The following is a 25115-nucleotide window of genomic DNA, read 5'->3' on the forward strand; positions in this document are numbered from 1 at the left end:
TGTTAATAATTCATCAAATTACTTTACCGCTGATAGATCAGGCGTGCGCGCATCGTGCCCTTGAGCTCGCGAAGGCTGTTGAGCAGGCGGTTATCAAGTTCCGAGTCGGGGCTCGCATCGGTCTCGACCACAACATAACCGACCTCGCCATCGGTCTGCAGGTATTGTGCAACGATGTTGCAGTCTTCGCTGGAGAAGATCTCGTTGATCTGGCGCATGATACCGGGGCGGTTTTCATGCACATGCATGAAGCGCGTACCACGCGGACGTTCGGGCAACTGCACCGGAGGGAAATTGACAGCGCCCAGCGTGGAGCCGACATCGGAATATTCCACAAAGCGCTTGGCGACTTCCACCCCGATACGCTCCTGCGCTTCCATGGTCGAGCCACCGATATGCGGTGTGAGAATGACGTTGGGTAGTCCCTGGAGGGGGGAGACAAAGCTCTCGCCTGCGCCTTTCGGCTCCTTGGGAAATACGTCCACACCGGCACCCATGAGGTGCCCGTCACGCAGCGCAGCAGCGAGGGCATCGATATTGACCACGGTGCCGCGTGCATTGTTGAGCAGGATGGAATTGGGCTTCATGGCGCGGATTTCGGCCTCGCCAATCATGTCCTTCGTCTGCTCCGTCTGCGGAACATGCAGGCTCACGATATCCGACTGGGCGAGAAGCTCATTGAGCGTGGCAACCGGTGTGGCATTGCCATGCGGGAGCTTGTCCACTGTATCGTAATAGATCACGCGCAGGCCAAAAGCCTCGGCCAGCACTGAAAGCTGCGAGCCGATCGAGCCGTAGCCCACGATGCCGAGCGTCTTGCCGCGCACTTCCCACGCGTTCACAGCCGATTTGTCCCAGCCGCCCGCGTGGCATTGCTCGGAGCGCGAGGGAATACGACGCAGCAGCATGACGATCTCGCCCATGACGAGTTCGGCCACAGAGCGCGTATTGCTGAAGGGAGCGTTGAAAACCGGAATACCTGCCATGCGTGCCGCGTTGAGATCGACCTGGTTGGTGCCAATGCAGAAGCAGCCGATTGCCATGAGCCGGTCGGCCGCCTCGATCACGGGGGCAGTGAGCTGTGTCCGTGAGCGGATGCCCACCATGTGCACACCCTTGAGTGCTTCTGTCAGAGCCTCGCCCTCGAGCGCGGTCTTGAGGCACGTTACCTGCTTGTAGCCCTGCGCGGCGAGGTGCTGGGCGGCGCTTTCATGAATACCTTCGAGCAGAAGGATGCGAATGCGGTCTTTGGGGAGAGAAAACGAGGCTTCCATGTCGGCTCCTGTCAGCAGCGCAAATCCGAAACGCGGTGCTAGCTCATACGTGGTTCAGGGGAAAGGGCGAAGGCTCGCGATGGCCTCGGGCAGAAGCGCCTTGTCACCGCAGGCCAGAACGGTACCATCGCTCTCAAGCGTGAGGGGCGCGCCCTGCCAGTCCGTGACAATGCCGCCTGCGCCGTTCACAACAGGCACCAGAGCAGCCCAGTCCCACGGTTTCATGGTACATTCCGCAATCAGGTCAATCTGCCCGAGTGCCAGCAGACCATAACCATAGGCATCGCCACCCCAGCTTGTGCGACGTGCAGCTTTCTTGAGCTGTGCGAAACGCTGGTCATAGGGGGCTATGAGCATATCGGGCGAAGTGCATGACAGCTCGGCGTCACCAAGCGTCGGGCAACTCCGGGTGCCCGCGACGCCGGGAAGCGTGGCGGATTCAAAGACGGTCTCACGCCCGGCAACGCCAATCCACCGTTCACGGGTGAGGGGCTGATCGATCACACCCAGCACAGGCGTGCCCTTGTGGAAAAGGGCAATGAGTGTCGCAAAACTTGGCCTGCCGGTGATGAAGGCGCGTGTGCCATCTATGGGGTCCAGCACCCATATGTAATCTCCCTCATCACCGGAGAAACCATATTCCTCGCCCAGAATGGCATGGTCGGGATGGGCCTGCCTGATGAGGTCGCGCATGGCAGATTCTGCCTCGCGATCGGCGCGTGTGACGGGGGATTCGTCGCTCTTGTCATCCACATCCAGACCAGCGCGGAAATGGGGTGTGACCGCCCGACCCGCGTGATCGGCACAGAGCCGTGCAGTTTGCAGGCAGGCATCGAGATCGGGCGGAAGCGTCATGGCGGTAACTCACAATCCGTAAATCAGCCCCGGGCGGGCGGGGCAGCGTCGTGCAATCTGAAGGCATATCCGGCAGTGCGGCCCCGATCGCAAGGGCACACGGGGCCCGAACGACAGTATCGGACCGAAAAACGATATTTTTAGCCATGATGGCGATGAATCATTGCAGGCTGACGCAATGAAAACGCGCAGCCTGCAAGGAAAGATTGACGCGTCATGGGGGGTGCGGCATGTCTGGCCTCGCGCTGCGGCCCTTCACAAGACAAGCGGAAAGCCTGCCTCATTCCCATGAATCCCATCATCGTCATTCCATCGCGTCTTGCCTCGACGCGCTTGCCAAACAAGCCGCTGGCAGAGATCGACGGCAAGCCCATGATTCTACAGGTGGCGTTACGGGCGCTCGCATCAGGCCTTGGCCCTGTGCTTGTTGCCTCTGGCGATCAGGCCATTCTCGATGCCCTGTCTGGCCATGATGTGGCAGGCGTCCTGACCGATCCGGCCTTGCCCAGCGGATCTGACCGCGTTCATGCTGCCCTGCAAAGCCATGATCCGGAGGGGCGTCATGATGTGGTGATCAATCTGCAGGGTGATCTGCCTCTGGTTGCGCCGCACAGCCTCTCCGCTGCCTTGCGCCCGGTGGCTGAAGGTTTCGATATTGGTACGCTGGTTGCACCGGTAGAGACAGAGGAAGAGGCGCGACGGGCCTCCGTCGTCAAGGCTGCCTGCGCTTTCGCGCCGGGTGCAAGCGTAGCGCGTGCGCTTTATTTCTCCCGGCAGCCGATCCCCTGGGGTGACGGCCCGCTCTGGCATCATGTCGGGGTCTATGCCTGGCGGCGTGAGGCGCTGGCGCGGTTCGTGGCGCTGGCGCCTTCGCCTCTCGAGCGCCGTGAGTCGCTTGAGCAATTGCGGGCGCTTGAGGCGGGTATGAGCATTGGCTGCGCTTCTATTGCCGAGGCGCCGCTCGGGGTCGATACGCCCGAGGATCTTGTGCGCATACGTCAGGTGCTTTCAGCATGACCCACACAATTGCTTTTCAGGGGCGTCCCGGCGCTTATTCCGATCTTGCCTGCCGCACGGCGCGACCGGGTTGGAAAACCCTGCCATGCCCCAGCTTTCAGGCGGCGATCGATGCCGTGCGCGAGGGACGGGCAACGCTTGGCATGCTGGCTTGCGAAAATTCGCTCGCGGGCCGTGTTCCCGAGATTCATGCACTTTTGCCCGAAGCCGGTCTGCCGATCATTGGCGAGCATTTCCAGCGTGTGGAACACTGCCTGATTGCCTTGCCCGGCACCAGGATCGAGGAAGTGAAGCGGGTTCATACCCACCCTGTGGCGCTGGGGCAGATCAGGAACCTGATCCGTGAGCTTGGTGTCGAGGCCTGCTCGGCCTTCGATACGGCGGGGGCGGCAGAGATGGTCGTCAAATGGCAGTCCCGCGAGGACGCCGCCATCGCGTCATCACTGGCTGCCGAACTCAACGGCCTTGAGGTCTTGCGCGCCAATGTCGAGGACGCCGCCCATAACACGACGCGGTTCTATCTGGTGGCGCGACAGGCTGCCTGGCCCTCGCCGCAGGATGAACGCGTGATCACGACGCTTGTGTTTCGTGTGCTCAACCGGGCTGGTGCGCTTTATGAGGCTCTCGGTGGTTTTGCGGCAAATGGTGTCAACATGACGCGTCTCGAGAGCTATATGAGCCCCGGCACGCTGACGGCGACAGGCTTTCTACTGGATGTGGAAGGGCATCCCGAGCAGGAGGCGCTGGGCCGGGCTCTGGCAGTATTGCGGGAATGCAGCGAGAAAATTGCCATACTTGGCGTTTATCCCGCGAGTCCCTCCCGGTATCCGGGGTAGCGCACAGGGGCAGGGCTTCCACGCGATATCCATTTGACAGGGGCGGCAGGAGTTCTATTTAGCAGCAGGTTCTAAAAACGGGGCAGGTGAACAGGCATGGCACGGAACAAGGATTTCAAAGGGTCTCTGACCGCGCTGCTGACCCCGTTTCGCGAAGATGGCACGGTTGATCTCGCGGCCCTCGGTCGCTTTATCGACTGGCAGATCGATGAAGGGACGGCAGGTCTTATCCCCGCCGGCACAACGGGCGAGAGCCCGACCCTGACACATGACGAGCATGCGCTTGTTGTCGCCCATACCGTCAAGGTGTCGGGCGGGCGCGTGCCGGTTATGGCCGGCGCGGGGTCAAACAGCACGCATGAGGCGATCGGCATGGCACGCCATGCGAAGGCCGTTGGTGCCGACGCCCTGCTTGTGGTGGCACCCTATTACAACAAGCCGACCCAGGAAGGCCTGTACCAGCATTTCATGCTGGTTGCCGATGCGACCGATCTCCCGCTTTATGTCTATAATGTGCCTGGTCGCTCAGTGGTCGAAGTTCTGCCGGAGACGATGGCGCGTCTGGCGAAGCACCCGAATATTGTCGGGACAAAGGATGCAACGGCCAATCTGTCGCGTCCGCTTCAGCTCCGTGCCCTGCTTGGCGATGCGCCATTCACCCAGCTGACGGGCGATGACGGCACAACGGTCTCGTTCCTCGCTGCGGGCGGGACGGGTTGCATCAGCGTCACAGCCAATATCGCGCCGAAACTTTGTGCCGCGATGCACGAAGCATGGCAGGCGGGTGAGGTGGCAAAGGCGATGCAGATCCAGCAACGTCTGACACCCCTTCACGATGCCATGTTCTGCGAGAGCAATCCGGGGCCGGTTAAATACGCAGCGTCACGTTTGGGGTTGTGCACCCCGACTGTGCGTTTGCCCCTGTGTGAACCCGGCGCGGCCTCCCGCGCTGTGATTGACGAGGCCCTGAAAAAAACCGGCCTGTCAGGATAAATTGTGGCTGAAAAAAAGAAATCCGGTCTGATCTCTCACGGCATTGCCGCGCAGAACAGAAAAGGCCGGTTCAATTATACAATCCTCGAAACCGTCGAGGCAGGTCTCGTTCTCAAGGGGCCGGAGGTGAAGAGTCTTCGTATGGGTCGCGCAGCGATCAACGAAGCCTATGCTGGCGAGCGGGACGGCGAGATCTGGCTATTCAATTCCTATATCCCTGAATATCAGGGCGGGGTGCTCTCCCGTTTTGACACGCGAGCACCGCGCAAGCTGCTCTTGCACAAGAAGCAGGTTGCTCATTTGCTTGGCGCCGTCTCGCGGGCAGGGGCTTCGCTCGTTCCGCTGGACGTTCACTTCAACGCCCGTGGACGTGCCAAGCTGACACTTGGCCTCGGTCAGGGGCGCAAGAAAGAAGACAAGCGCCACGCGATCGCCGAGCGGGACTGGCAGCGTGACAAGGCTCGTTTGCTTCGCAGCAAGGGCAAGGATTACTGATCAGCGCCTTGGCAGGTTCTACCTTGCCGCGAGCACAGTTCGGTCTCTCTCACCGTTTATCCGACAATAAAGGCTGGTCCGGTGCTGATGCGCTTTTTCGGTTGAAAAGGGCATAGCGCTGAGTCCGGGTCATCGCAGATGATTACTGCTACCATGTGATATGACTGTGCTGACAGAGAGTCATTCTAGAGCCTGAGGCGAGCTAGCCCCGACAAGGCACATCCCGATAATGCACAAAAAAACCCGGCACAAGGCCGGGTTTTTTCTGGATCAAAAGATCGCTCAGGCGATGTTGATGTCGGCTGCTTCCGGGCCCTTCTGGCCCTGCACAACCTTCACATCGACGGCCTGGCCTTCATTGAGGCCGGAGAGGCCCGAACGCTCGAGAGCCGAGGCGTGGATGAAGATGTCCTTGCCACCGTTTTCCGGCGTGATGAAGCCGAAGCCCTTCGTGGCGTTGTACCACTTCACGATGCCGCGCAGATCCTGTGCCTGCGACAGGTCAGGAGCCGGACGGGCCGGACGACCACCGCCACCGAAAGCCGGGCGCGGGCCAGCCGGGTTGAAGGCAGCGCGGGGGCGCGGTGCTTCTGCCGTGCTGGTGTCGACGTTGAGAACCTCAGCGACCTGACGGCCCTTGGGGCCCTGGCCAATGCGGACGTTCAGCGTCGTGCCGGGGTTTACGCTGGTGTGGCCAGCGGTGGAGAGGGCGTTTGCGTGAAGGAAAACGTCGCCTGATCCATCAGCGAGCTCGACAAAGCCGAAGCCCTTTTCGCTGTTGAACCACTTGACGCTGGCGCCCACTTCCGGGCCTGACGCCAGAACCTGTGGGCCGCCCGAAGGGGGACGACGATTTTGCATCCCGCCACGGTCACCGAAGGAGGGGGTCATGAAATCGTCGTCGAATCCGCCGCGGCGCGGGGAACGTGGGCTGCGGTCGGTACGGTTGCTTCTCAACGGTCTAATCCCGAGATCTGTGCGGTGATCCATCATACTGAGAATCACCAGTGGAGTAAGTCGAAACGGTGTGCACGGGCCTGCCGGCTGGTACGGAACGGGCGATGTCCACAAGGGGTTTCATCAAGACCCTAACACGGTTTTTTCGGGTTATGCCACCAGAAAACGTGACCCGATTACCACGATCTTCTTCATATCGCGTTTTTATGAGGGGATAGTCTTCGGGTTACCGGCTGTCACTGTTTCCTGTTACGTGAAATCGGCTATGGTGGCCGCCTGTTATTTCGGAAGGGGATGGATTTGCGCTGTTCAAAGTCGCGCTGGCCGGGCGCCAGACAGGTCAGGGCCGGATCGCTCTCGGTTCTCGGTCTCGCTGTGATGGGTGCAACGGCTCACGCCACCCCGAAACAGGACCCTTACGGCACCTGGACGCTGCAGGGCGAGAATGACGCGGTATCGACCCTCAAGGGTACCTCGGACCAGTATTATACGTCGGGGCTCCGTTTCAACTGGACATCGGGCACGGATAATCTGCCCAAGCCTTTCGCTGACGTGAACCGCTTCCTGCTCGGTGACGGCGTACAGCGTGTGAGCCTTGGTGTGCAGCAGCTCATCTTCACCCCACGCGATACCCAGACCGCTCAGCCGGCTTCGGGTGATCGTCCCTATTCGAGCCTGCTGCTCGGCACAGTCAACTTCATCAATGATACTGACCTTTCGCGCAGCGTTGCCGGCATCCAGTTTGGTGTGATGGGCCCGGCAGGCCTCGGGCGTCAGCTGCAGAACGGTTTCCACGGCGCTATCGGGGATACGAAAAATCTCGGTTGGCACACCCAGCTGCAGAATCAGCCGATTTTCCAGATCCAGGCCGGGCGTATCTGGCGTCTGCCGGTCGTGAACCTCTATGGAATCAGCGCCGATGTGCTGCCGGCCATTTCAGGGGCTGCCGGCGACTATCGTACCTACGCCGATGCAGCCGGAACATTCCGTATCGGTCAGGGACTGGACAGTGATTTCGGCAATGCGACGATCGGACCGGGCCTCGATGGAACGGATGCCTTCGTCGCCACGCGTCCTGTCGCCTGGTATCTGTATGGTGGTGTGGAGGGGCAGGCTGTTGCCTATGACTCGACACTGCAGGGCAATACGCTGCGTGATAACTCGCCTCATGTCGACAAGACCTGGGATGTCGGCATGATCCATGCTGGCCTCGCCGTGATGTGGCATGGTGTGCGCCTGTCCTACAGCCAGAACTGGCAGACTGCCCAGTTCAAGACGGCAAAGGCGGGTCTGTTCAACTACGGATCGCTCAAGCTTTCGGTCAAATTCTGAGCCTAAGCCAACAGTAACAACCCGGCTCTGCCGGGTTGTGCCTGCGTGATCGAAAAAGCCCGTACCGGTCTGTCGCCGGTACGGGCTTTTTCTATGCTCGACGTCTGCACTCTCAGTCTGTCTGCGGGCAAACCGCCCCGGACAGGTCTGAGTCAGAGATAATCTGGCGTCGGGATGCCAAGCAGATAGCCCTGAACTTCCTCGCATCCATACGAGTCGAGGAAGGCCATCTGACGCTCTGTTTCCACGCCTTTCGCGCAGCAGGAGATGCCGAGCCGCCGGGCCATCTGGATTGTCTGCCCCATGACTTCATTGACCCGGCGATCGTCGTTGAGGCGGAGCATGAATGAGCGGTCGAACTTGATCTGATCAACCGGAAAATTCGCCAGCCTTTCGAGCGAGGAATAGCCTGCGCCGAAATCGTCAAGAGCGACATGCACACCGAGAGCCCTCAACCGGGAAAGCTCCTGATAGGCGATGTCACGCGGACCGAAGGAACGCTTTTCGGAGAGCTCGATCTGCAGACGTTCGGGAGGGAGGCCTGTTTCCTGTAGGATGCCTTCCACCATGCCCGAGAGGAGGCGGCGTGCCAGCCATGTCGGGGAAATATTGACGCATACGCGGAGCGGGTGGCTCCAGGATGCCGCTGCCTCGCAGGCCTTCTTCAGGCTCCACTGATCAATCTTTTCGATCATGCCGCCGTTTTCGGCGCATTGGATGAAAATATCGGGTGGAATCTGACCGACGCCAGGGCGCTCCCAACGCAGCAGCGCTTCGAGCGCCACAACGGTCTGGCTGCCAGGGGCGATGATCGGCATCCAGTTCAGGGAGAGTTCGCCGCGTTCCACGGCCTGCATCAGATCACGTTCAAGGCCAGACGATCCGATGAGCGCCGCCGTGCCGGACAATGTCGCACGTCTCTCATGGGCGCCACCGTTCTGACGAATGTCATTCACAGCGGCATCGACTGCCTGCAACAGGGCAGCAGCATTGTCGCCATCATCGGGGAAAAGTGCCCACCCAATCGAGAACGACGGCTGAATCTCCCCTCGGTCAATCAGGATCTCCGGAGAAAGGGCCTGACGGATATTGGCGATAAGCGTACGTGTCGTGACGAGCGACAGGCCGGGCGGCGAAACGACAAGGATATTGCCACCCCCTGCATAGGCCAGATAGGCCTGTGCAGGCAGAATGGCCTGGATGCGCGTAATGCTTTCGTCGATGACCCGGTTGGAGGTCTCCCAGCCATAGCGCAGATTCAGGGCGTTGAGATGATCGAGATCGATCTCCAGTACCGAGAAGCTGGTTTTACGGCTTTCACCGGATGTGGTGTCGATCAGCCTGCCGATATGCGCAGCACAGAGGCGGCGGTCAGGCAGGTCGCGGCGACGCGTCTGCAAAGGCTGGTTGAGAAGGATTGTTCTTGCACAGACAGCCAGATAGGGGGCAAGCTCACGGAGTTCTGTTTCGGATCCCGAAAGCGGAATATGGGCCAGAAGCGCGAGATCATTCTCAAGCGCGATACCTATATCGATCGATGTGTCGGTTCTTTTCAGATAGAGCGAGTCCGTAGCGTTGCAGACGGCCCTGACACACTCAGCCGTAATCTCGGAGGCGATACCGTCGTCGCGGGCAATCTCGATCAGGTCTCCGGCCCTGTCGAAACCACATATGCAGGCAGACGATGCGCCCAGCAGCCTGCGCGCGATTTCAAGTATCGCGAGGTGTGGTTCGGGCTGATGGATCGATGACATGTCGCCTCTCTCTGACGGGATAATGCAGGTTATGAAAGACAATGACGATTTGGGCAAGTCTGGTCTTGTTCAATAGTCAAAACGAATTCAGTAACATGTCAAAAGATTAAACAAGTATTTCGACGGGTGACTAGTATTGTCATTATCCGGCTCGATTTATCCTGTTCGGATCATCTCGGTCGAATATCCGGAGAAGTGCCTGTAATTCTGTGCCCATTTTGCAGGACTCAGATAATTTATATGTGATCGCCTTGGTTTCGCGATGTGCTTCGTTAAGGAGTGACTCTGCATCGACCCCTTCGGTCAGCCTTAAGAGGGGTAGTCCTGACTGCCTGTTGCCCGTCAGATCGCCACCGCCGCGCAATCTGAAGTCGCGTTCAGCGATGATGAATCCGTCCTCCGTTTCCCGCAGCAGGGCGAGGCGTTCCTTGCCTGTGGCACCGGTTGCGCCGTCATCATAGATCAGCAGACAGAACGACGCTGCTGCACCACGCCCGACGCGGCCGCGCAACTGGTGTAGCTGGGCAAGCCCGAACCGTTCGGCGTGTTCGATCACCATGACAGAGGCATTGGGGATATCGACACCGACCTCGATAACCGTCGTCGCGACAAGCAGCCGCGTCTCACCCAGCCGGAAACGGTCGAGCTCGGCCTGTCTCTGAGAGATTTCCTGCCGCCCATGAGCCAGTCCAACAGGTGTAGTCAGGCGTTGCGAAAGGTCGGCCCATCGTGCTTCGGCTGCAGCCACGTCGAGCACCTCGCTCTCTTCAACAAGCGGGCAAACCCAGAAAACCTGTGCCCCTCGTTCGACAATGCGCCTGATCCCGCCGATGACCTCATCAAGCGTTGAGAGGGGATGCAGCGATGTCTGGATGGGTTTACGACCGGGCGGTTTCTGATCCAGCCGGCTCACGCTGAGATCCCCCCATTGAGTAAGAAGCAACGTGCGCGGGATGGGGGTCGCCGTCATGACCAGAATATCGGTGCAGTCACCCTTTCCACCCAGCATGGCACGCTGCTGCACGCCAAAGCGATGTTGCTCGTCGATGACGGCAAGACCCAGATCGTGAAACACCACAGCTTCCTGAAACAGGGCATGGGTGCCTATGACGAGCCGTGCCGTGCCGTCGGCGATGGCCTTGAGCGCAAGGGCGCGCGCCTTTCCCTTCACGCTGCCGGACAGATAGACGCAGGGTACGCCAGAAAGGCGCGACAGGGTCTCATAATGCTGGCTGGCCAGAATCTCGGTTGGGGCCATGAGGGCGGCCTGCGCTCCAGCTTCCACGGCACGAAGCATGGCCATCAGCGCCACGAGCGTCTTGCCTGCGCCAACGTCGCCTTGCAGCAGGCGCATCATGGGCACAGGTGCGGCCATATCTGCGTCGATTTCGGCCAAAGCCCGGTTCTGCGCGCCGGTCATGACATGGCCGAACCGGGCCAGAGCAGCCTCGCGCAGGGTACCGTCACCTTTCAGAGCGCGACCGGGCAGGATGCGTGCCTCCTGACGCGCGAGCGCGAGGGAAAGCTGATCGGCCAGACATTCATCGAATGCTAGCCGTTCGCGCGCCATCAGGGCCAGGCGAGACCAGTGACGGTCTGGCTCGACTTTGGGGCGGTGCAGAATTTCGAGCGCCTCGTGAAAGGGCGGCCAGTCATGACGCGCCAATGCTTCCGTGGGTATCCATTCCGGCAAAGGCGGCAGAAGATCGAGCGCCTTGTGCATGGCGCGACGCATGACGGACGGAAACAGACCAGCGGTCAGCGGCCAGACCGGGTCGATGGCGGGGATTGTGTCATGGCGCAGCCAGTTCACCATGTAATCCGGATGCGGCATCGTAAGCGACAGACCGTAGCGCTCAAGCTTGCCCGAGACGGCGAGTTCATCACCCGGTGCAACGGAGCGGACGAACGCCTGATGAAAGAACAGAATCTCCACCTCATCAGTGTCATCGGTCGCACGGATGCGAAAGGGCTGGCGGGCGCGGCTGGGCTGGACGATGTCGAGCACACGCAGCCGGGCGGTCAGGGTTGCGCCGGGCATGAGCTGCTCACGGGCCTCACGCAGGGTCATGATCGTGCGTCGGTCGACGTAGCTGCTTGGCAGGGTGAAAAGAAGGTCCATAACCCTGTTGCCACCGGCAACCTTGCGCAGCAGCCCGTCATAACGGGGGCCGATGCCGGGCAGGGTGGCGAGGGGCGCCAGAAGCAGGGTGATCGGCGATAGCTCTGGAGACATGACCTTCATGGAACATGGGCTGACATCGGAAGTTTCACAGGCTATAGGATAGAACCGTCATGGAACAAAACGAAACCATCGCCTGGCAGCACGCCTGCATTGTGGCGCGCGTGCTTTGGATTTCTGTATGACCGATACCCCCGACCGGCCGACCCTCTGGGGCGTGCCGGAGGCCTATACGGCCTTTCTCCTGCGTCGCCGCCTGAGCGAGCATGACGGCCCGCTTATCCATGTGGCGCGCGACGATGCCGCTGTCGCCGCGCTGGCTGACATGCTGGCCTATGTCGAGCCCGGCGTGAGCATATTACGCTTCCCCGCCTGGGATTGCCTTCCCTATGACCGTGTCTCGCCCAATCCGGCCCTGACAGCGGAGCGTGCCGCTACGCTGACGCGTCTGCTGGAACCCGCAGGGGCGACGCGGCGCATCGTGCTGACCACGGTTCATGCCCTTGTCCAGCGCGTGCCGCCACGCGATGCGTTCCGCAACCAGGCCATTTCCGTGAAGAAGGGCGAGGCCCTCGATCAGGCCATGCTGATCGATCTTCTGGTGGCGAGCGGCTACACGCGCACCGATACGGTGATGGAGGCCGGTGAGTTTGCCACACGCGGGGGCATTTTCGATCTGTTCCCCGCCGGCGAGAGCGAGCCAATACGCCTCGATCTGTTCGGCGATGAGGTCGATCATATCAGGCGCTTTGATGTGTCGAGCCAGCGCTCGACCGACACACTGGACGCTTTCAACCTCCGCCCCGTCTCCGAATATGCGTTGAGCCCCGAGGCCATAAGCCGCTTCCGCTCCGCCTGGCGCGATCTTTTCGGGCCATCCTCAGCTTCGGATGTGCTGTACGAAAACGTTTCCGAGGGAAGGCGTTTTCCGGGCCTCGAACACTACATTCCGCTTTTCCATGAGCATATGGATACGCTGGTCGATTATCTGCCCGATGCATCGATCAGCATGGACCATCAGGTGCCGGATATTCTCTCGGCCCGTCTGGAAATGATCGCCGATCACTTCGAGGCCAGGAAGGCTCCCGCGCGTGAGGGAGAGGCCATCTATCGGGCATTGCCCTCGCACCTGCTCTATCTCAATCGTTCGGGCTGGGATGCCATGTTGGCCCGTGTGCCCAGCATTGCCCTCAATCCTTTTGCCAAGCCCGATACGGTTCAGGGCATGGATGCCGGGGGCAGGCCGGGGCCCATTTTCGTCCGTGGCAAGGATGGTACGCGTGAAGGGGCTTTCGATGCCCTGCGGACACAGCTTGAGGCATGGGAGAAAGCCGGACGGCGCTGCTACGTGACGGCATGGACCAAGGGCTCTCGTGAGCGCATTGCCTCGCTGCTGAAGGAGCACAAATTTACCACCGAGTCCCACGATAGCTGGGCTTCGGCAGCGGGGATCTCGCCGGGAAAGGTCGGGCTCATTGTGCTCGGGCTTGAACGTGGCTTTGTGGCGGACCGCATGGCGTTCATCTCCGAGCAGGACCTGCTGGGTGAGCGGATCGCCCGTCCGCCCCGTCGCAAGCGCCGGGCTGAGCAGTTTATTACCGAGGCGTCTGAAATTGCCGAAGGTGATCTGGTCGTCCACGCTGATTACGGCATCGGGCGCTATGAGGGGCTGGAAACGGTCAGTGATGGCGTGGCCCCGCATGATTGCTTGCGTCTGCTCTATGACGGGGCGCAGAAGCTTTTCCTGCCGGTTGAGAATATCGAGCTTCTGAGCCGCTTCGGTTCGGAGCAGGGCGGTGTGGCGCTGGACAAGCTGGGCGGTCAGGCCTGGCAAGCCCGCAAGGCCAAGATGAAGCAGCGCATTCGCGACATGGCGGGCGAGCTGATACGCACCGCCGCGGGTCGCGCCATGAAGGAAGCGCCGTCGCTCATACCTGCCGAAGGGATGTGGGACGAGTTCTGTGCCCGCTTCCCCTTTGTCGAGACCGAGGACCAGTCACGCGCCATTGCCGATGTGCTGGAGGACCTGACCTCCGGGCGCCCCATGGACCGTCTCGTCTGTGGCGATGTCGGCTTCGGCAAGACGGAGGTGGCCCTGCGTGCGGCTTTCGTGGCGGCGTTGTCGGGTGTGCAGGTGGCCGTGGTCGTTCCCACCACGCTGCTGGCGCGACAGCATTTCCGCAGTTTCTCGACCCGGTTCGAGGGCTTCCCTGTCCGTATTGCCCAGCTGTCCCGCCTCGTGACAGCCAAGGAGGCTGCCGAGACGCGGCGTGCGCTGGAAGAAGGGCAGGTCGATATTGTGGTCGGTACGCATGCGCTGATCGCCAAATCGGTCAATTTTGCCAATCTGGGCCTGCTGATCATTGATGAGGAGCAGCATTTTGGCGTGGCGCACAAGGAGCGCCTCAAGTCCATGCGCGAGGATGTGCATGTGCTTACACTCTCCGCCACGCCCCTCCCGCGCACCTTGCAGCTCTCGCTAACAGGCGTGCGCGAGATGAGCCTCATTGCCACGCCGCCAACGGACCGGCTTGCCGTACGGACCTTCATCACACCGTTTGACAGTGTGATGATCCGCGAGGCGATCCAGCGTGAGCGTTTTCGTGGCGGGCAGGTTTTCTGCGTCGTGCCGCGTATCGAGGATATGGACCGCATGGCGGACCGCCTGCGTGACATCGTGCCCGATGCCAAAACCGTTCAGGCGCATGGTCGTCTGACCCCGGCAGAACTCGAGCGCGTCATGACGGAATTTTCCGACGGGCGCTACGATATCCTGCTCTCCACCAATATTGTGGAAAGCGGTCTGGACATGCCTGCGGTGAATACGCTGATCATCCATCGCGCCGACATGTTCGGCCTGGGTCAGCTCTACCAGCTTCGCGGGCGCGTGGGGCGCGGCAAGCAGCGCGGCTATGCCTATCTCACCTGGCCGCAGAGCCATCGTCTTTCTCCGGCTTCCGAAAAGCGTCTCGAAATCATGCAGACGCTCGACACGCTCGGGGCGGGATTCACCCTGGCGTCTCATGACCTGGATCTGCGCGGCGCGGGGAATCTGCTGGGTGATGAGCAGTCGGGTCATATCAAGGAGGTCGGGATCGAGCTCTACCAGCAGATGCTGGAAGATGCCGTCACCACCATGCGCCTGCAGAAGGATCAGAAACGCGCTGAGGACAAGGACTGGACGCCCAACATCATTCTGGGTTTGCCCGTGCTTATCCCCGAAACCTATGTGCGCGATCTTCCTGTTCGGCTGGGCCTTTACCGCCGTATCGCCGGGTTGGAAGGCGAAGCGGAGCTCGACGCAATGCGCGCCGAGCTGGTCGATCGTTTTGGTTCGCTGCCGCAGGAAGTGGAGAACCTGCTTGATGTGGTTGTCATCAAGCGTCTGTGCAGTGCGGCTGGCGTGGATCGGCTTGAGGCCGGCCCCAAGGGCATGGTCATCCAGTTCCGTAACCGGAAGTTCCGCAACCCGATGGGGCTGCTGAAATGGGTGGAACGACACAAGGATCAGGGCGTGAAGCTGCGTCCCGACCAGAAGCTTGCTGTCGTGCGCGAAATGACCAACGCGCAGAGAATTACCATGGCCCGCAAGGTAATGGGGGCGTTGAAGAAGCTGGCTGACAAGGCTGACGCCTGAGTCCTGTTGCGAGGTAACAGCCGCAGAGAATGTTGGGTTCTGGGGGGAAGGCTCGTCTCTTCCCCTTCTGTCTCACCCCCAGACCGGGGGATGCTGAGCGGGGTGGAGGCAACTTAATTTGCTCTGGTTTGTTCGATTTGTATCGAATGAATGGAGACATATCATGCTTGCACTCGATCTCTCGGGAAAAAAGGCGCTGGTGACCGGTTCGACCGGCGGTATCGGTCTTGCGATTGCAAAGCGTCTGGCAGAAGCCGGAGCCCATGTGATCGTGAATGGGCGTGGCGAGACACGCACAACTGCGGCCATAGAGGCGGTCCGTCAGGAGGTCAGCGATGCCTCTGTGAGCGGATTTGCGGGCGACGTGGCGCAGACTGAAATTATCGCCCAGTTGATTGCAGCGCATCCTGAAGTTGATGTGCTGGTCAACAATCTGGGTATTTTCGAGGAAGTCCCGTTTGCCGAGATCAGCGATGCGGAATGGCAGCGGTTTTTCGATATCAATGTCATGAGCGGGGTACGGCTTTCCCGTGCGTATCTGCCGAAAATGGTCGAGCGCAAGGATGGCCGGATTGTCTTTATCTCGAGTGAGTCGGGCCTCAATATTCCGGCAGAGATGATCCATTACGGATTCAGCAAGGCAGCTCAGATTGCGATCGCGCGCGGCCTTGCCGAAAGCGTGGCCGGTACCGGGGTGACAATCAACAGCGTGCTGCCGGGCCCCACCCGTACGGAGGGGGTGATGAGCATGATCGACAAGGCTGCCGAAAAATCAGGGCGGTCTGCGCAGGAAGTCGAGGCGTCTTTCCTGAAGGAGAACCGGCCGACCACGTTGATCAATCGCCTGGCCGATCCGCAGGAAGTCGCAAATATGGTGGCCTATATTTGCTCGCCGCTCGCCTCGGCAACGACGGGTGCGGCCCTGCGCGTTGAGGGTGGCCTGCTACGTCACCCCGGCTGATCGACCTCGCCGGAGGGGGCGTGTGGGGGGGGCGGGTAATAGCTTGTCGATGAAACGGCTATCACTGGCTCTCCCCGCGATATCGATCAGGACCCCCGAAAGACTCCCTTCCACGTCGAGTAGTGCGGCAGCGGCATATCCTCCATCGCTGCCGGTGCTGGCGATGAAGCATGGAGTCTCGGATTGCGGGATCGGAAGCGTGCACGCGAAATGGGCAATTTGTGGAAGATGATCACTCACCCAGTCAAAAGCGGACGGCCCATCATCGACGCGGTCAAGTGCGCCTAGAGCATCATAGGCCGCCGCCGGAAAAACACCGATGCAAGCTGCATCGATGCTGAACTCCGCCATGAGGACGGTGAAGGCTGGTTTTGTTCCTGACACCTCAAGCCAGATCAGACTGTTAGTATGAGCGTAAAATGCTTCAGTCTCTTCACCTGCCTCAAACACCCATGGCGTCAAACTCGTGACGTCTGCAGGGAGCGTGATCTTGTTCAGGGTATCAGGTCGACTCAGCGGGTCGCCTACGAAAATTCCCCGTCCAGCATCGAGGGGCGGGAAAGCCTGCCATGTGAAAGGTCGCCCTGCCTCGGTCGCCAGCCATTGTCGTGCAGGCGATAACGTGGGGTATACGCTCATTGTTGGCATCCAGGGTGGCGTGTTGGTGCTGTGACTGATCGCTCCGGCTTATTTCCCGGTGTGCAATGTGCTCATGGCCCGTGATACTGGTTCTACAGGACCCGGATTGCCAGCGATGACCGTCCGTATTGCAATAATCGTCCACCAGTTCTGTGTATATGGCGAAACTTTGCTCTGAGGATCAAGATTTCAAGTGTGATAACCTGGCAGGGTATCCATCTCAGAACAGATTGCGAGCCGTTGTCTTATTTGAAAGACACAAATGAAATCGGAATTGTGACACCAGCGTGTTCCCTCCTGCGCGGGCGTCACGGTTCAGTTGCGTGGCGTCAGTGAACGCGCCTGAGGGATCCAAAATCCCCGTCGGCGCGAGATATCCGAGCAGGTCTCGGGCCAATTGTCCCTGATCCGCGAGCCAGCTGCCTGGGCAAGCGCGGATCAGGGGTAATTGTCCGGGCCATGCCGCTCAGTTTACCGGGATCGGGATAGAATTAACCTTGAGCACGCCGCCGCCCAGCGTCAGGTCCCACAGAACCTGATTGCCATCGCGATGCCCCATGAACTGGGCCACAGCGAGCGCGGTTGATACGCCACTTGGCAGGACGGGGCGGATGGTCGCCAGCAGATCGCTCAGGTCGGTGATGGCAACATGCAGTTCGCCTGCACTTGTGGCCGTGGTGCGACCGGGGGTGATCCAGCCATGACCGTCGAGACGTCCTTTATCCCACAAGGCCTGAAGGGAGGAGATCGTGATCCTTCCTTCGGGTGATTTTGTGCTGTCGAGCATCTGCTCAGGAATGGTCAGGGTCGTGCTCAGCTTGCCGGGGAGAGCGGAGCCGCCCGGCGCACTGACACCGGAGGCTGCAAAGTTGATATCCACACTTCCCGGTGTCTGGCCTGACCGCAAGGTGACATTCACCCGATCAGCCGTATAGCGGTTCTTGCCATCAGATAACGCGATGCCAGTCCAGACGAGTTCAGCCACGGCCCCCTGATGCAAGGCGCCGCGCAGGCTCTTGAGGGCTGGCCTGCCATCGACGTCACGGCACCCGGCGGGAGATCCATTATGAACCAGCTTGAGCAGACCAAACGAGATCAGGGCATTGGCATCACGCAGGTTGGGTAGGGTCAGATGGCCCTGACGGTCCTGTGCCATCACCTGACCGACCCCCAGTGTGGCGCCACCACCTGAAAGAGCAGCGCTGTAGCCAGACATTGCGAGGCTCGCCGTGCCCATTGTGCGCGACGCGGCCTGCGAGGCCATGCAGGATGCCGGGATGGCATCAGCATACGCGTGACGGGCGGCCCCTCCCAGAGCGAGGAGGGCGAGAAGGGAGGCTGCGGCATGTTTCATGGGGGCGAGGATGAGGCTGTTCATGCCCTCTTACAACCCGAATTTTACGGCAGGAGTTGGGCGCAGGCTCGTAGCCCGCTAGAAGAGATCACGTGCCTGACAGGCGCAATGCAAACATGGATGAGGAATGGCGATGAGTGGACTGGACCCGCAGGACTGGACCGGGCTGCGTACCCTTGCCCATCGTATGCTCGATGATGTTTTCGATCGGGCCGAGCAGATGGGGGAGGGGCCTGTCTGGCAGCCTATGCCGGCTGCGCTGCGCGCCGGGTTCCGGGACGCGTTGCCGCGCGAGGGGCAGGAAGCGCAGGCGCTTTATGACCGATTCCTGAGCGATATCCGCCCTTATTCAAATGGCAATCCGCATCCCGGATTCATGGGATGGGTTCAGGGCGCGGGCACGCCAATCGGTATTCTTGCCGAAATGCTGGCTGCCAGCCTGAACGATAATTGTGGCGGCCGCGATCATGCTGCCATCGAAGTGGAGCGACAGGTGATACGCTGGGCCGCCGAGATGGTGGGTATGCCGAGCGGGTCGTCTGGTTGTCTCGTTACAGGCTCGTCGCTCGCGAACTTCATCGGAATCATCACCGCCAGCCGTGCTGCAATACCGGGGCTACGTCAGACCGGGGTATCGGGCGCAAAGCTCGTCGGTTATGCCGCCGAGACCGCTCATGGCTGTGTGAGCCGCGCTTTCGACATGGCGGGGCTGGGAAGCGACGCCCTGCGCCTCATCCCGGTTGATGAGTTGTACCGCATGGATGACATGGCTCTGTCACGGCGTATCACCGAGGATCGTGCGGCAGGGTATCATCCCTTCATCATCATCGGCACGGCGGGCAGTGTGGATTGCGGCGCGGTTGATCCGCTGGAGGCCATCGCTGATATCGCAGCAAAACAAAAATGCTGGCTTCACGTCGATGGTGCTTTCGGGGCGTTTGCCCGGCTTTCTCCTGAGCACGCCATCATGCTTGATGGCATCGAAAGAGCCGACAGCCTTGCCCTTGATTTCCATAAATGGGGCCAGGTTCCTTACGACGCAGGGTGTATTCTGGTGCGGGATCCCGCCTTGCATGCGCAGGCATTCGCGCAGTCACTGAGCTATCTCACCCGGGCGGATCGCGGGCTGGCGGGTAATGCCCCCTGGCCCTGCGATTTCGGGCCGGATCTGTCACGCGGGTTTCGGGCGCTCAAGGTGTGGATGACGATCGCCCATTATGGTGCCGACCGCCTGGGGGAAATGGTGGAGGAATGCTGCGCCGTCGCCCGTTATCTGGCTGAGGCCGTGGAGGCGGATGACCGCTTTCTGCTTATGGCCCCGGTTGCCCTGAACATCGTCTGCTTTACACTGGACGGTCTTGAGGACGATGCGATCGATACGCTGGTGAAAGACCTGCACGAGAGCGGCGTGGCTGCACCCTCCACAACGCGTATCGGCGGACAGCTTGTCATACGCGCGGCAATCGTCAACCACCGCACAACACGCGCCACAATCGATGCAATGCTCGCCAAGATCCTCGAGCTGGCGGAGCGATAACCGCGGATAGGGAGCATTGGCCCCGTCGTCCGGAGCGAGGCCGCCCGTGAAGGGCGGTCCACGCCGGGACGGATGATCGGGTTATCGCGCCACGAACAGGTCGGAAAGCTGTTTGATCATGGTTCCGCCGAGCTCTTCCGCATTGGTGAGCGTAACCGAGTTACGGTAATAGCGGGTTACGTCATGGCCGATCCCGATGGCGAGAAGCTCCGTCTCGGGTGAGGATTCGATACGCGCAATGACCGAGCGCAGATGGTCTTCCAGATAAGAGCTCGGATTGGTCGAGAACGTACTGTCATCGACAGGAGCGCCGTCTGAAATCACCATCAGGATACGCCTGTGCTCAGGGCGGCGGCGCAGGCGCTTCCATGCCCAGAGCAACGCCTCACCGTCGATGTTCTCCTTCAGTAACCCTTCGCGCAGCATCAGTCCGAGATTGTTGCGGGCCCGGCGCAAGGGCGTGTCAGCATCCTTGTAGATGATGTGGCGCAGGTCATTCAGGCGGCCCGGATCAGGTGGACGACCCGCTGCCACCCAGCGCTCCCGGCTCTGGCCGCCTTTCCACGCACGCGTGGTGAAGCCGAGTACTTCCGTCTTGACGCCGCAACGTTCGAGCGTGCGGGCGAGAATGTCACCGCACATGGCGGCAACCGAGATCGGACGACCACGCATCGACCCGGAATTATCGATCAGCAGGGTAACAACCGTGTCGCGAAACTCCGCCTGACGTTCCGTCTTGTAGGACAGCGACAGTGTCGGATTGGCCACGACACGTGCCAGCCGTGCCGCGTCCAGTATGCCCTCCTCCTGATCGAACGCCCAGGAACGTTGCTGCTGCGCCATCAGCTTGCGCTGCAGTCGGTGTGCCAGTCGTGACACGACGCCTTGCAGGCTGCTGAGCTGCTGGTCGAGCTGCTGCCTCAGCCGGGCCAGCTCATCCGGGTCGCACAGATCGGCAGCATCGGCTTCCTCGTCGAAGGCGTTGGTAAAGACCTTATAGGCCGGGGGCGCGGCGCTGGCCTCGGCCTCCTTGCCATTATCGTCTTCCAGAGCACCGGCGGGCTGTTCTGCACCTTCGTCCTGAAGCTCGGAATCACTGGCATCGCGGCTGTCGGGCTGCTCGGTCGGCTCCGGCTGAAAACCGTGCGTCTCGCTGTCATCCTGATCCTGGGGTGAAGGATCATCATCGGGCTGATCGGATTCGGTCTGACTGTCATCATCCTGATCCGGGTCATCTGCCTGACTCTGATCGTCCGGCTCGGGCTCCTCAGTCAGGTCGAATGCCTTGAAAAGGCCGGAGCAGGCCTCGGCAAAGCGTTGCTGGTCCATCTGTGTCGAGGCAAGGCCCGAGAGCGCACGCTTGGCTTCGGGCGAAAGCGTTTCGCGCCATGCCTTGAGCGCCGGACCCGCCTGCGAGGGAGAGGGCAGCCCTGACAGGGCCTCGCGCACGAGAAGGGGCAGGGCGACATTGGCAGGCATGTCGTCGCGCGCGCTCATGCGGGCGTAGCCGTTCTCGCTGCAGTCGAGGGCCAGTTTCTGGTCCAGATTGGCCCGCACGCCCGCCATGTGACGCGAGCCATAGACCTCGCAACGCACCTGCTCCAGCGCGTCGTACAAGGGGCGGGTCTCGGCGCTGTCGGCCTGCTGGGGCAGGGGAGACAGTTCTGAATTGTGGTGCTTCAGTCGCAAGGCAGCTGCGTCGGCAGCGCCACGAACGCGTGTCATTTCCTGAGGCGTGAGCGCCCGGGAAACATAGGGAAGCTGGACGCCCGTACCCGGTTTGGCACTGGCCGACGCCGCAAAGCTGATTTCGGTCTCGGGCTCGCCTGACATTGCCCGCAGCGCAGCACTCGTCGCACGTCGGAACGCATCCGTGCGCTCACTGCCCGGCAGGGCAAGGTCGTTCTGGTTCCTGTCCGGTGCCTTGGCTCTGGAGGTGGCCATGCGCTCGCCCCCGTCAGGCGTTCAGCGGAGACTGGTTGAAGCAGCGCTGATAGTATTCTGCGACAATGCCGCGCTCAGCCTCATCGCATTTATTGAGGAAGGTCAGGCGGAATGCAAAAGCCAGATCGCCAAAAATACGCTCGTTCTCGGCCCAGGTGATGACAGCACGGGGTGACATGACTGTAGAGATATCACCCGCCATGAAACCGGCGCGGGTCAGGTTCGCGAGGGCGACCATGCTTTCGAGACGCGTCGTGATGGCGGGCTCGTTGCCGAGGCCCAGTTTGGCCCGCACGATTCCCACTTCCTGCTCGAGCGGCAGGTAGTTGAGCGATGCGACGATATTCCAGCGATCCATCTGCCCCTGATTGATCTGCTGCGTGCCATGATACAACCCGGTCGTGTCGCCAAGACCCACCGTGTTCGCCGTGGCAAAAAGCCGGAAACCGGCATGGGGGCGTATCACGCGATTCTGGTCGAGCAGGGTCAGGTGGCCTTCGGCTTCAAGAACACGCTGGATGACGAACATGACATCCGGGCGACCGGCATCGTATTCGTCAAAAATCAGGGCGACGGGGTGCTGAAGACACCACGGCAGGAGACCCTCGCGGAACTCGGTGATCTGCTTGCCATCACGCAGAACGATGGCGTCCTTGCCGATCAGGTCGATGCGCGAGATATGGCTGTCGAGATTGATGCGGACGGTGGGCCAGTTCAGTCGTGCCGCAATCTGCTCGATATGGGATGATTTCCCCGTACCATGAAAGCCCTGCACCATGACGCGGCGGTTATTGGCAAAGCCTGCCAGAATGGCCCGCGTCGTGTCGCAGTCGAACTGGTAGCTCGGATCGATATCGGGCACATGCTCGGTCCGGATCGAGAAAGCAGGGACTTCCATGTCGCATTCGATCTTGAACACGTCACGCGCTGAGACGATCCGGTCCGGCGCGCCAAGAACATGAGTCGGCACCGCGTTCTGTTCGGCAGTGACAACCGTTTCCGGTGCATCGATGGAGGCGAGATCGCTCATGGTTTCAATCCGTCTTTCACTCTGTCATGTCAGGTTCCGGCCAAGGATATGGTCATGTTTCCTCACAAGGCCAGAGGGAAACGCGCAATAATCGGGCCTACAGGCTGATGAGATGGGCGCGAATCGTACTATAGGCCACGCTTACCGTCTTGAATCTGTCCTCTGCGGCGGGGTCTCCGGCATTGGCATCGGGATGATGCTTGCGGGCCAGTTCCTTGTAACGTGCCTTGAGAGCCTCGATCGTTACGGGCCAGTCCAGCGCCAATGCACGGAGATGGTCGCGCAGGGGCGGGGGCGCGGCCTCGCGGGCGGCATTGTGCCGCTGGCGGGCAGCCTGAGCGCGCCGCGCGCGCGTGGAGGAAAGAATATCCAGCGGATCGAGAACCTCTTCCTCATCGAAATTCTGTCCACCGCGTGTGCCCAGTTTCCATGAGGGGCGCTGCCATGAGATGTCAGCTCGAAGCTGCGCCTCGATCTGGCCCGGTGTCATACCCTTATAGAAGTCCCAGCGCGCATTGTACTGACGGACATGCTCGAGGCAGAACCAGAAATATTGCCTGAGTTGCGTGCGGTCCTTGGGCGCACGATATCCCGCATGCTCGGTGCAGCCGGGCATGTCGCAGTAACGCTCGGGCGCGTCGGGATCCGGGTCGAAGGCCCTGTGTCGTGTGGATTTGCGCTGCATGATCGGGTTTATGTGCGTTGTAAGGCACATTGATGCAAGGAGGGAGTGGAGATGACCGAGTTGAAGGAACGCGCAGCCCGCATGAGCCGGCAGCTGCAGGATGCTTTGGCACCCGCTGAGTTGACCATTCGTGACGACAGCAAGCGCCACGCCTATCACGCCGGACGCAATGGAGTCGAGGGTGACGAGACCCATTTCACCATGACGATTGTCAGCCCCCGCTTTGCGGGAATGAACCGCGTGGCACGGCATCGTCTCATCAATGAGATGCTCAAGCCGGAATTCGAGAGCGGCTTGCACGCACTCTCGCTCAAGCTGCACGCGCCGGAGGAGGTATGACGGTGCGGCGCGGCCTTGCGGCGACAGGCCTAGCGATTGCTCTGGCCGGATGCGCTGTCAGCGGGACTGATGGCCTGACGGCGCAGCAAAAGGCGCAGGTGAAGCGTGTCGAGGTCTGTCTGAACGATCCCACCCCGGTTGAGGGCAGCTTTATTCAGCGCGGACCACAGCAGAATGGCGGGGCAGGGCATTTTCGCTACGCACCAGGGTCGCTTGGGCTGGACTATACTGTTCCTCACGCCATGACGCTGCGTGCAAGTGGCGCCCATCTCGTTCTTGACGACTCGCAGACGGGTGCGGTGACGCGTCTCAACCTCTCACGCAACCCGCTCGGTCTGCTGCTCCATGTTCCCGTGCGTTTCGATGGTAAGATACGTGTCACGGACATCCGGACTGCGCCGGGGGCAAGCCAGATTTCGCTCGCCCAGGCGGATAATCCCTCTCAAGGGCTGCTGACCCTGCGCTTTCTCGATCAGAACAACCGGCTGCAGCTCTCATCGCTTGATGGTGTCGATGCGCGCGGCAACCGGATCCTGATCCAGCTTTCCGACATTTCTCAGGGTAGCAATGTCACGGGTCAATCGGCCAGCGTCGGAATCGCGCCGAAGAACTGAGGCCAGCAGGTGAGCAGGGCCTGATCGAGATCCCCCATGGTCAGGTCACTATCAAATCGCCTGATGCTCGTGACGCCAAACTCACGAATGCCGCATGGCACGATACCCGAGAAATCTTCGAGGTCAGGGTCGAAGTTGATGGCGACCCCGTGCCACGATACCCAGCGGCTCACCCTGATGCCGAGTGCTGCGATTTTCGTTTCCTCACCTGTGATGGGGTCATTGGTCCATACCCCGATTCGACCGCACTCGGTTCGGCTCTTTATGCCGAGCTGGGCGAGGCTTGCGATAATCCAGCGCTCGAGGCTCTGGACGAATGCGCGAAGATCGCGCGACGGGGTGGGGCCGTGTGGCTGTTGCAGATCCAGCATGGTGTAGATGATTCGCTGGCCCGGGCCATGATAAGTCCATTGTCCGCCGCGACCGGCTTCAAAGGTTGGTAAGCCCTCCGGGTTGATCAGATCGGTCTCTTTGGCCGAGGTGCCCGCCGTGTAGAGGCGCGGATGCTCGAGAAACCACAGTAGCTCGCTTGCCTCTCCGGTTCTTATGGCTGCGGCTCTCTGCTGCATGGTCTCGAGTGCGGTTTCATACGAAACCAGCTCTTTCTCGAATTTCGTCGAGATTTTCTCAAAAATCGTCTCATGGACGATTGCCTGGTCATCAGTCATCGGCTATAGCCC

At 60.7% G+C, this 25115-nt stretch carries 21 protein-coding genes; 10 read left to right on the top strand and 11 right to left on the bottom strand.

Annotated features, from left to right (window positions below):
• Positions 1-23: 23 nt before the first annotated feature.
• Together serA and Asbog_RS05575 are read right to left on the bottom strand one after the other, a co-directional pair.
• Positions 24-1274 carry a phosphoglycerate dehydrogenase gene (serA, locus tag Asbog_RS05570; RefSeq protein ID WP_062164377.1) on the bottom strand — a complete coding sequence of 417 codons (1251 nt, stop codon included), beginning with the start codon at positions 1272-1274 and terminating at the stop codon, positions 24-26.
• 54 nt (positions 1275-1328) lie between these two features.
• Positions 1329-2129 (bottom strand): inositol monophosphatase family protein, encoded by an 801-nt coding sequence (locus tag Asbog_RS05575; RefSeq protein ID WP_062164378.1) that lies wholly within the window; start codon positions 2127-2129, stop codon positions 1329-1331.
• A 288-nt stretch (positions 2130-2417) separates the two neighbouring features.
• On the opposite strand from Asbog_RS05575, the gene Asbog_RS05580 reads away from it, so the two are divergent.
• The 4 genes from Asbog_RS05580 to smpB all read left to right on the top strand — a co-directional run bounded on the left by Asbog_RS05580 (position 2418) and on the right by smpB (position 5470).
• Positions 2418-3146 (top strand): 3-deoxy-manno-octulosonate cytidylyltransferase, encoded by a 729-nt coding sequence (locus Asbog_RS05580; RefSeq protein WP_062164379.1) that lies wholly within the window; start codon positions 2418-2420, stop codon positions 3144-3146.
• Positions 3143-3982, top strand: coding sequence for a prephenate dehydratase (locus Asbog_RS05585; protein ID WP_062164380.1), 840 nt, complete (start codon positions 3143-3145; stop codon positions 3980-3982). Before Asbog_RS05580 ends, Asbog_RS05585 begins: the two co-directional genes overlap by 4 nt.
• A 96-nt stretch (positions 3983-4078) precedes the next feature.
• The gene (dapA, locus tag Asbog_RS05590) at positions 4079-4975 is read left to right on the top strand and encodes a 4-hydroxy-tetrahydrodipicolinate synthase (RefSeq protein ID WP_062164381.1); all 897 of its coding nucleotides are present in this window, start codon (positions 4079-4081) and stop codon (positions 4973-4975) included.
• Positions 4976-5470: an SsrA-binding protein SmpB gene (gene smpB / locus Asbog_RS05595; protein WP_062164382.1), complete on the top strand. Its 495-nt coding sequence runs from the start codon at positions 4976-4978 to the stop codon at positions 5468-5470.
• 282 nt (positions 5471-5752) lie between these two features.
• Here the strand turns inward: smpB and Asbog_RS14730 are convergent, their stop codons facing one another.
• Positions 5753-6427 carry a cold-shock protein gene (locus Asbog_RS14730; protein ID WP_023977462.1) on the bottom strand — a complete coding sequence of 225 codons (675 nt, stop codon included), beginning with the start codon at positions 6425-6427 and terminating at the stop codon, positions 5753-5755.
• A 378-nt stretch (positions 6428-6805) separates the two neighbouring features.
• Here Asbog_RS14730 and Asbog_RS05605 point away from each other — a divergent pair, with 378 nt between their 5' ends.
• Entirely contained in the window at positions 6806-7759 is a 954-nt protein-coding gene (locus Asbog_RS05605; RefSeq protein WP_231944696.1) for a lipid A deacylase LpxR family protein, read from the top strand.
• Between the two features lie 152 nt (positions 7760-7911).
• On the opposite strand, the gene Asbog_RS05610 is transcribed toward Asbog_RS05605, so the two are convergent.
• A complete protein-coding gene (locus Asbog_RS05610) occupies positions 7912-9513 on the bottom strand; it encodes a GGDEF domain-containing phosphodiesterase (RefSeq protein WP_062164383.1) in 1602 nt (533 codons plus the stop codon).
• Between the two features lie 142 nt (positions 9514-9655).
• The gene (gene recG / locus Asbog_RS05615) at positions 9656-11758 is read right to left on the bottom strand and encodes an ATP-dependent DNA helicase RecG (protein WP_062164384.1); all 2103 of its coding nucleotides are present in this window, start codon (positions 11756-11758) and stop codon (positions 9656-9658) included.
• 118 nt (positions 11759-11876) lie between these two features.
• Between recG and mfd the strand changes: the two genes are divergently transcribed.
• Together mfd and Asbog_RS05625 are read left to right on the top strand one after the other, a co-directional pair.
• Positions 11877-15332 (top strand): transcription-repair coupling factor, encoded by a 3456-nt coding sequence (gene mfd / locus Asbog_RS05620; RefSeq protein WP_062164385.1) that lies wholly within the window; start codon positions 11877-11879, stop codon positions 15330-15332.
• A 163-nt stretch (positions 15333-15495) separates the two neighbouring features.
• The gene (locus Asbog_RS05625) at positions 15496-16293 is read left to right on the top strand and encodes an SDR family NAD(P)-dependent oxidoreductase (protein ID WP_062164386.1); all 798 of its coding nucleotides are present in this window, start codon (positions 15496-15498) and stop codon (positions 16291-16293) included.
• Here the strand turns inward: Asbog_RS05625 and Asbog_RS05630 are convergent.
• Positions 16276-16932: a hypothetical protein gene (locus tag Asbog_RS05630; RefSeq protein WP_146926595.1), complete on the bottom strand. Its 657-nt coding sequence runs from the start codon at positions 16930-16932 to the stop codon at positions 16276-16278. The genes Asbog_RS05625 and Asbog_RS05630 overlap by 18 nt on opposite strands.
• Before the next feature lie 466 nt (positions 16933-17398).
• A complete protein-coding gene (locus tag Asbog_RS05635; RefSeq protein WP_146926593.1) occupies positions 17399-18310 on the bottom strand; it encodes a DUF2125 domain-containing protein in 912 nt (303 codons plus the stop codon).
• A 109-nt stretch (positions 18311-18419) separates the two neighbouring features.
• Between Asbog_RS05635 and Asbog_RS05640 the strand changes: the two genes are divergently transcribed.
• Positions 18420-19823 (top strand): pyridoxal phosphate-dependent decarboxylase family protein, encoded by a 1404-nt coding sequence (locus Asbog_RS05640; RefSeq protein ID WP_062165729.1) that lies wholly within the window; start codon positions 18420-18422, stop codon positions 19821-19823.
• 81 nt (positions 19824-19904) lie between these two features.
• Here Asbog_RS05640 and Asbog_RS05645 read toward each other — a convergent pair whose 3' ends face one another.
• The 3 genes from Asbog_RS05645 to Asbog_RS05655 all read right to left on the bottom strand — a co-directional run bounded on the left by Asbog_RS05645 (position 19905) and on the right by Asbog_RS05655 (position 23482).
• Positions 19905-21767 (bottom strand): cobaltochelatase CobT-related protein, encoded by a 1863-nt coding sequence (locus Asbog_RS05645; protein WP_062164389.1) that lies wholly within the window; start codon positions 21765-21767, stop codon positions 19905-19907.
• Between the two features lie 13 nt (positions 21768-21780).
• On the bottom strand, positions 21781-22797 hold the full coding sequence (locus tag Asbog_RS05650; protein ID WP_023977453.1) for an AAA family ATPase: 1017 nt from the start codon (positions 22795-22797) through the stop codon (positions 21781-21783).
• 97 nt (positions 22798-22894) lie between these two features.
• Positions 22895-23482, bottom strand: coding sequence for a DnaJ domain-containing protein (locus Asbog_RS05655; RefSeq protein WP_035439208.1), 588 nt, complete (start codon positions 23480-23482; stop codon positions 22895-22897).
• Between the two features lie 51 nt (positions 23483-23533).
• Between Asbog_RS05655 and Asbog_RS05660 the strand changes: the two genes are divergently transcribed.
• Positions 23534-23821 (top strand): BolA family protein, encoded by a 288-nt coding sequence (locus Asbog_RS05660; protein ID WP_062164390.1) that lies wholly within the window; start codon positions 23534-23536, stop codon positions 23819-23821.
• Positions 23818-24435 (top strand): LolA family protein, encoded by a 618-nt coding sequence (locus Asbog_RS05665; protein ID WP_146926591.1) that lies wholly within the window; start codon positions 23818-23820, stop codon positions 24433-24435. Before Asbog_RS05660 ends, Asbog_RS05665 begins: the two co-directional genes overlap by 4 nt.
• On the opposite strand, the gene lipB is transcribed toward Asbog_RS05665, so the two are convergent.
• Positions 24399-25103, bottom strand: coding sequence for a lipoyl(octanoyl) transferase LipB (lipB, locus tag Asbog_RS05670; RefSeq protein WP_062164391.1), 705 nt, complete (start codon positions 25101-25103; stop codon positions 24399-24401). The two genes, Asbog_RS05665 and lipB, sit on opposite strands and share 37 nt — an antisense overlap.
• Between the last annotated feature and the right edge of the window lie 12 nt (positions 25104-25115).

Origin of the sequence: Asaia bogorensis NBRC 16594 (assembly GCF_001547995.1) — a bacterium.
GTDB classification, from domain to species: Bacteria; Pseudomonadota; Alphaproteobacteria; order Acetobacterales; family Acetobacteraceae; genus Asaia; species Asaia bogorensis.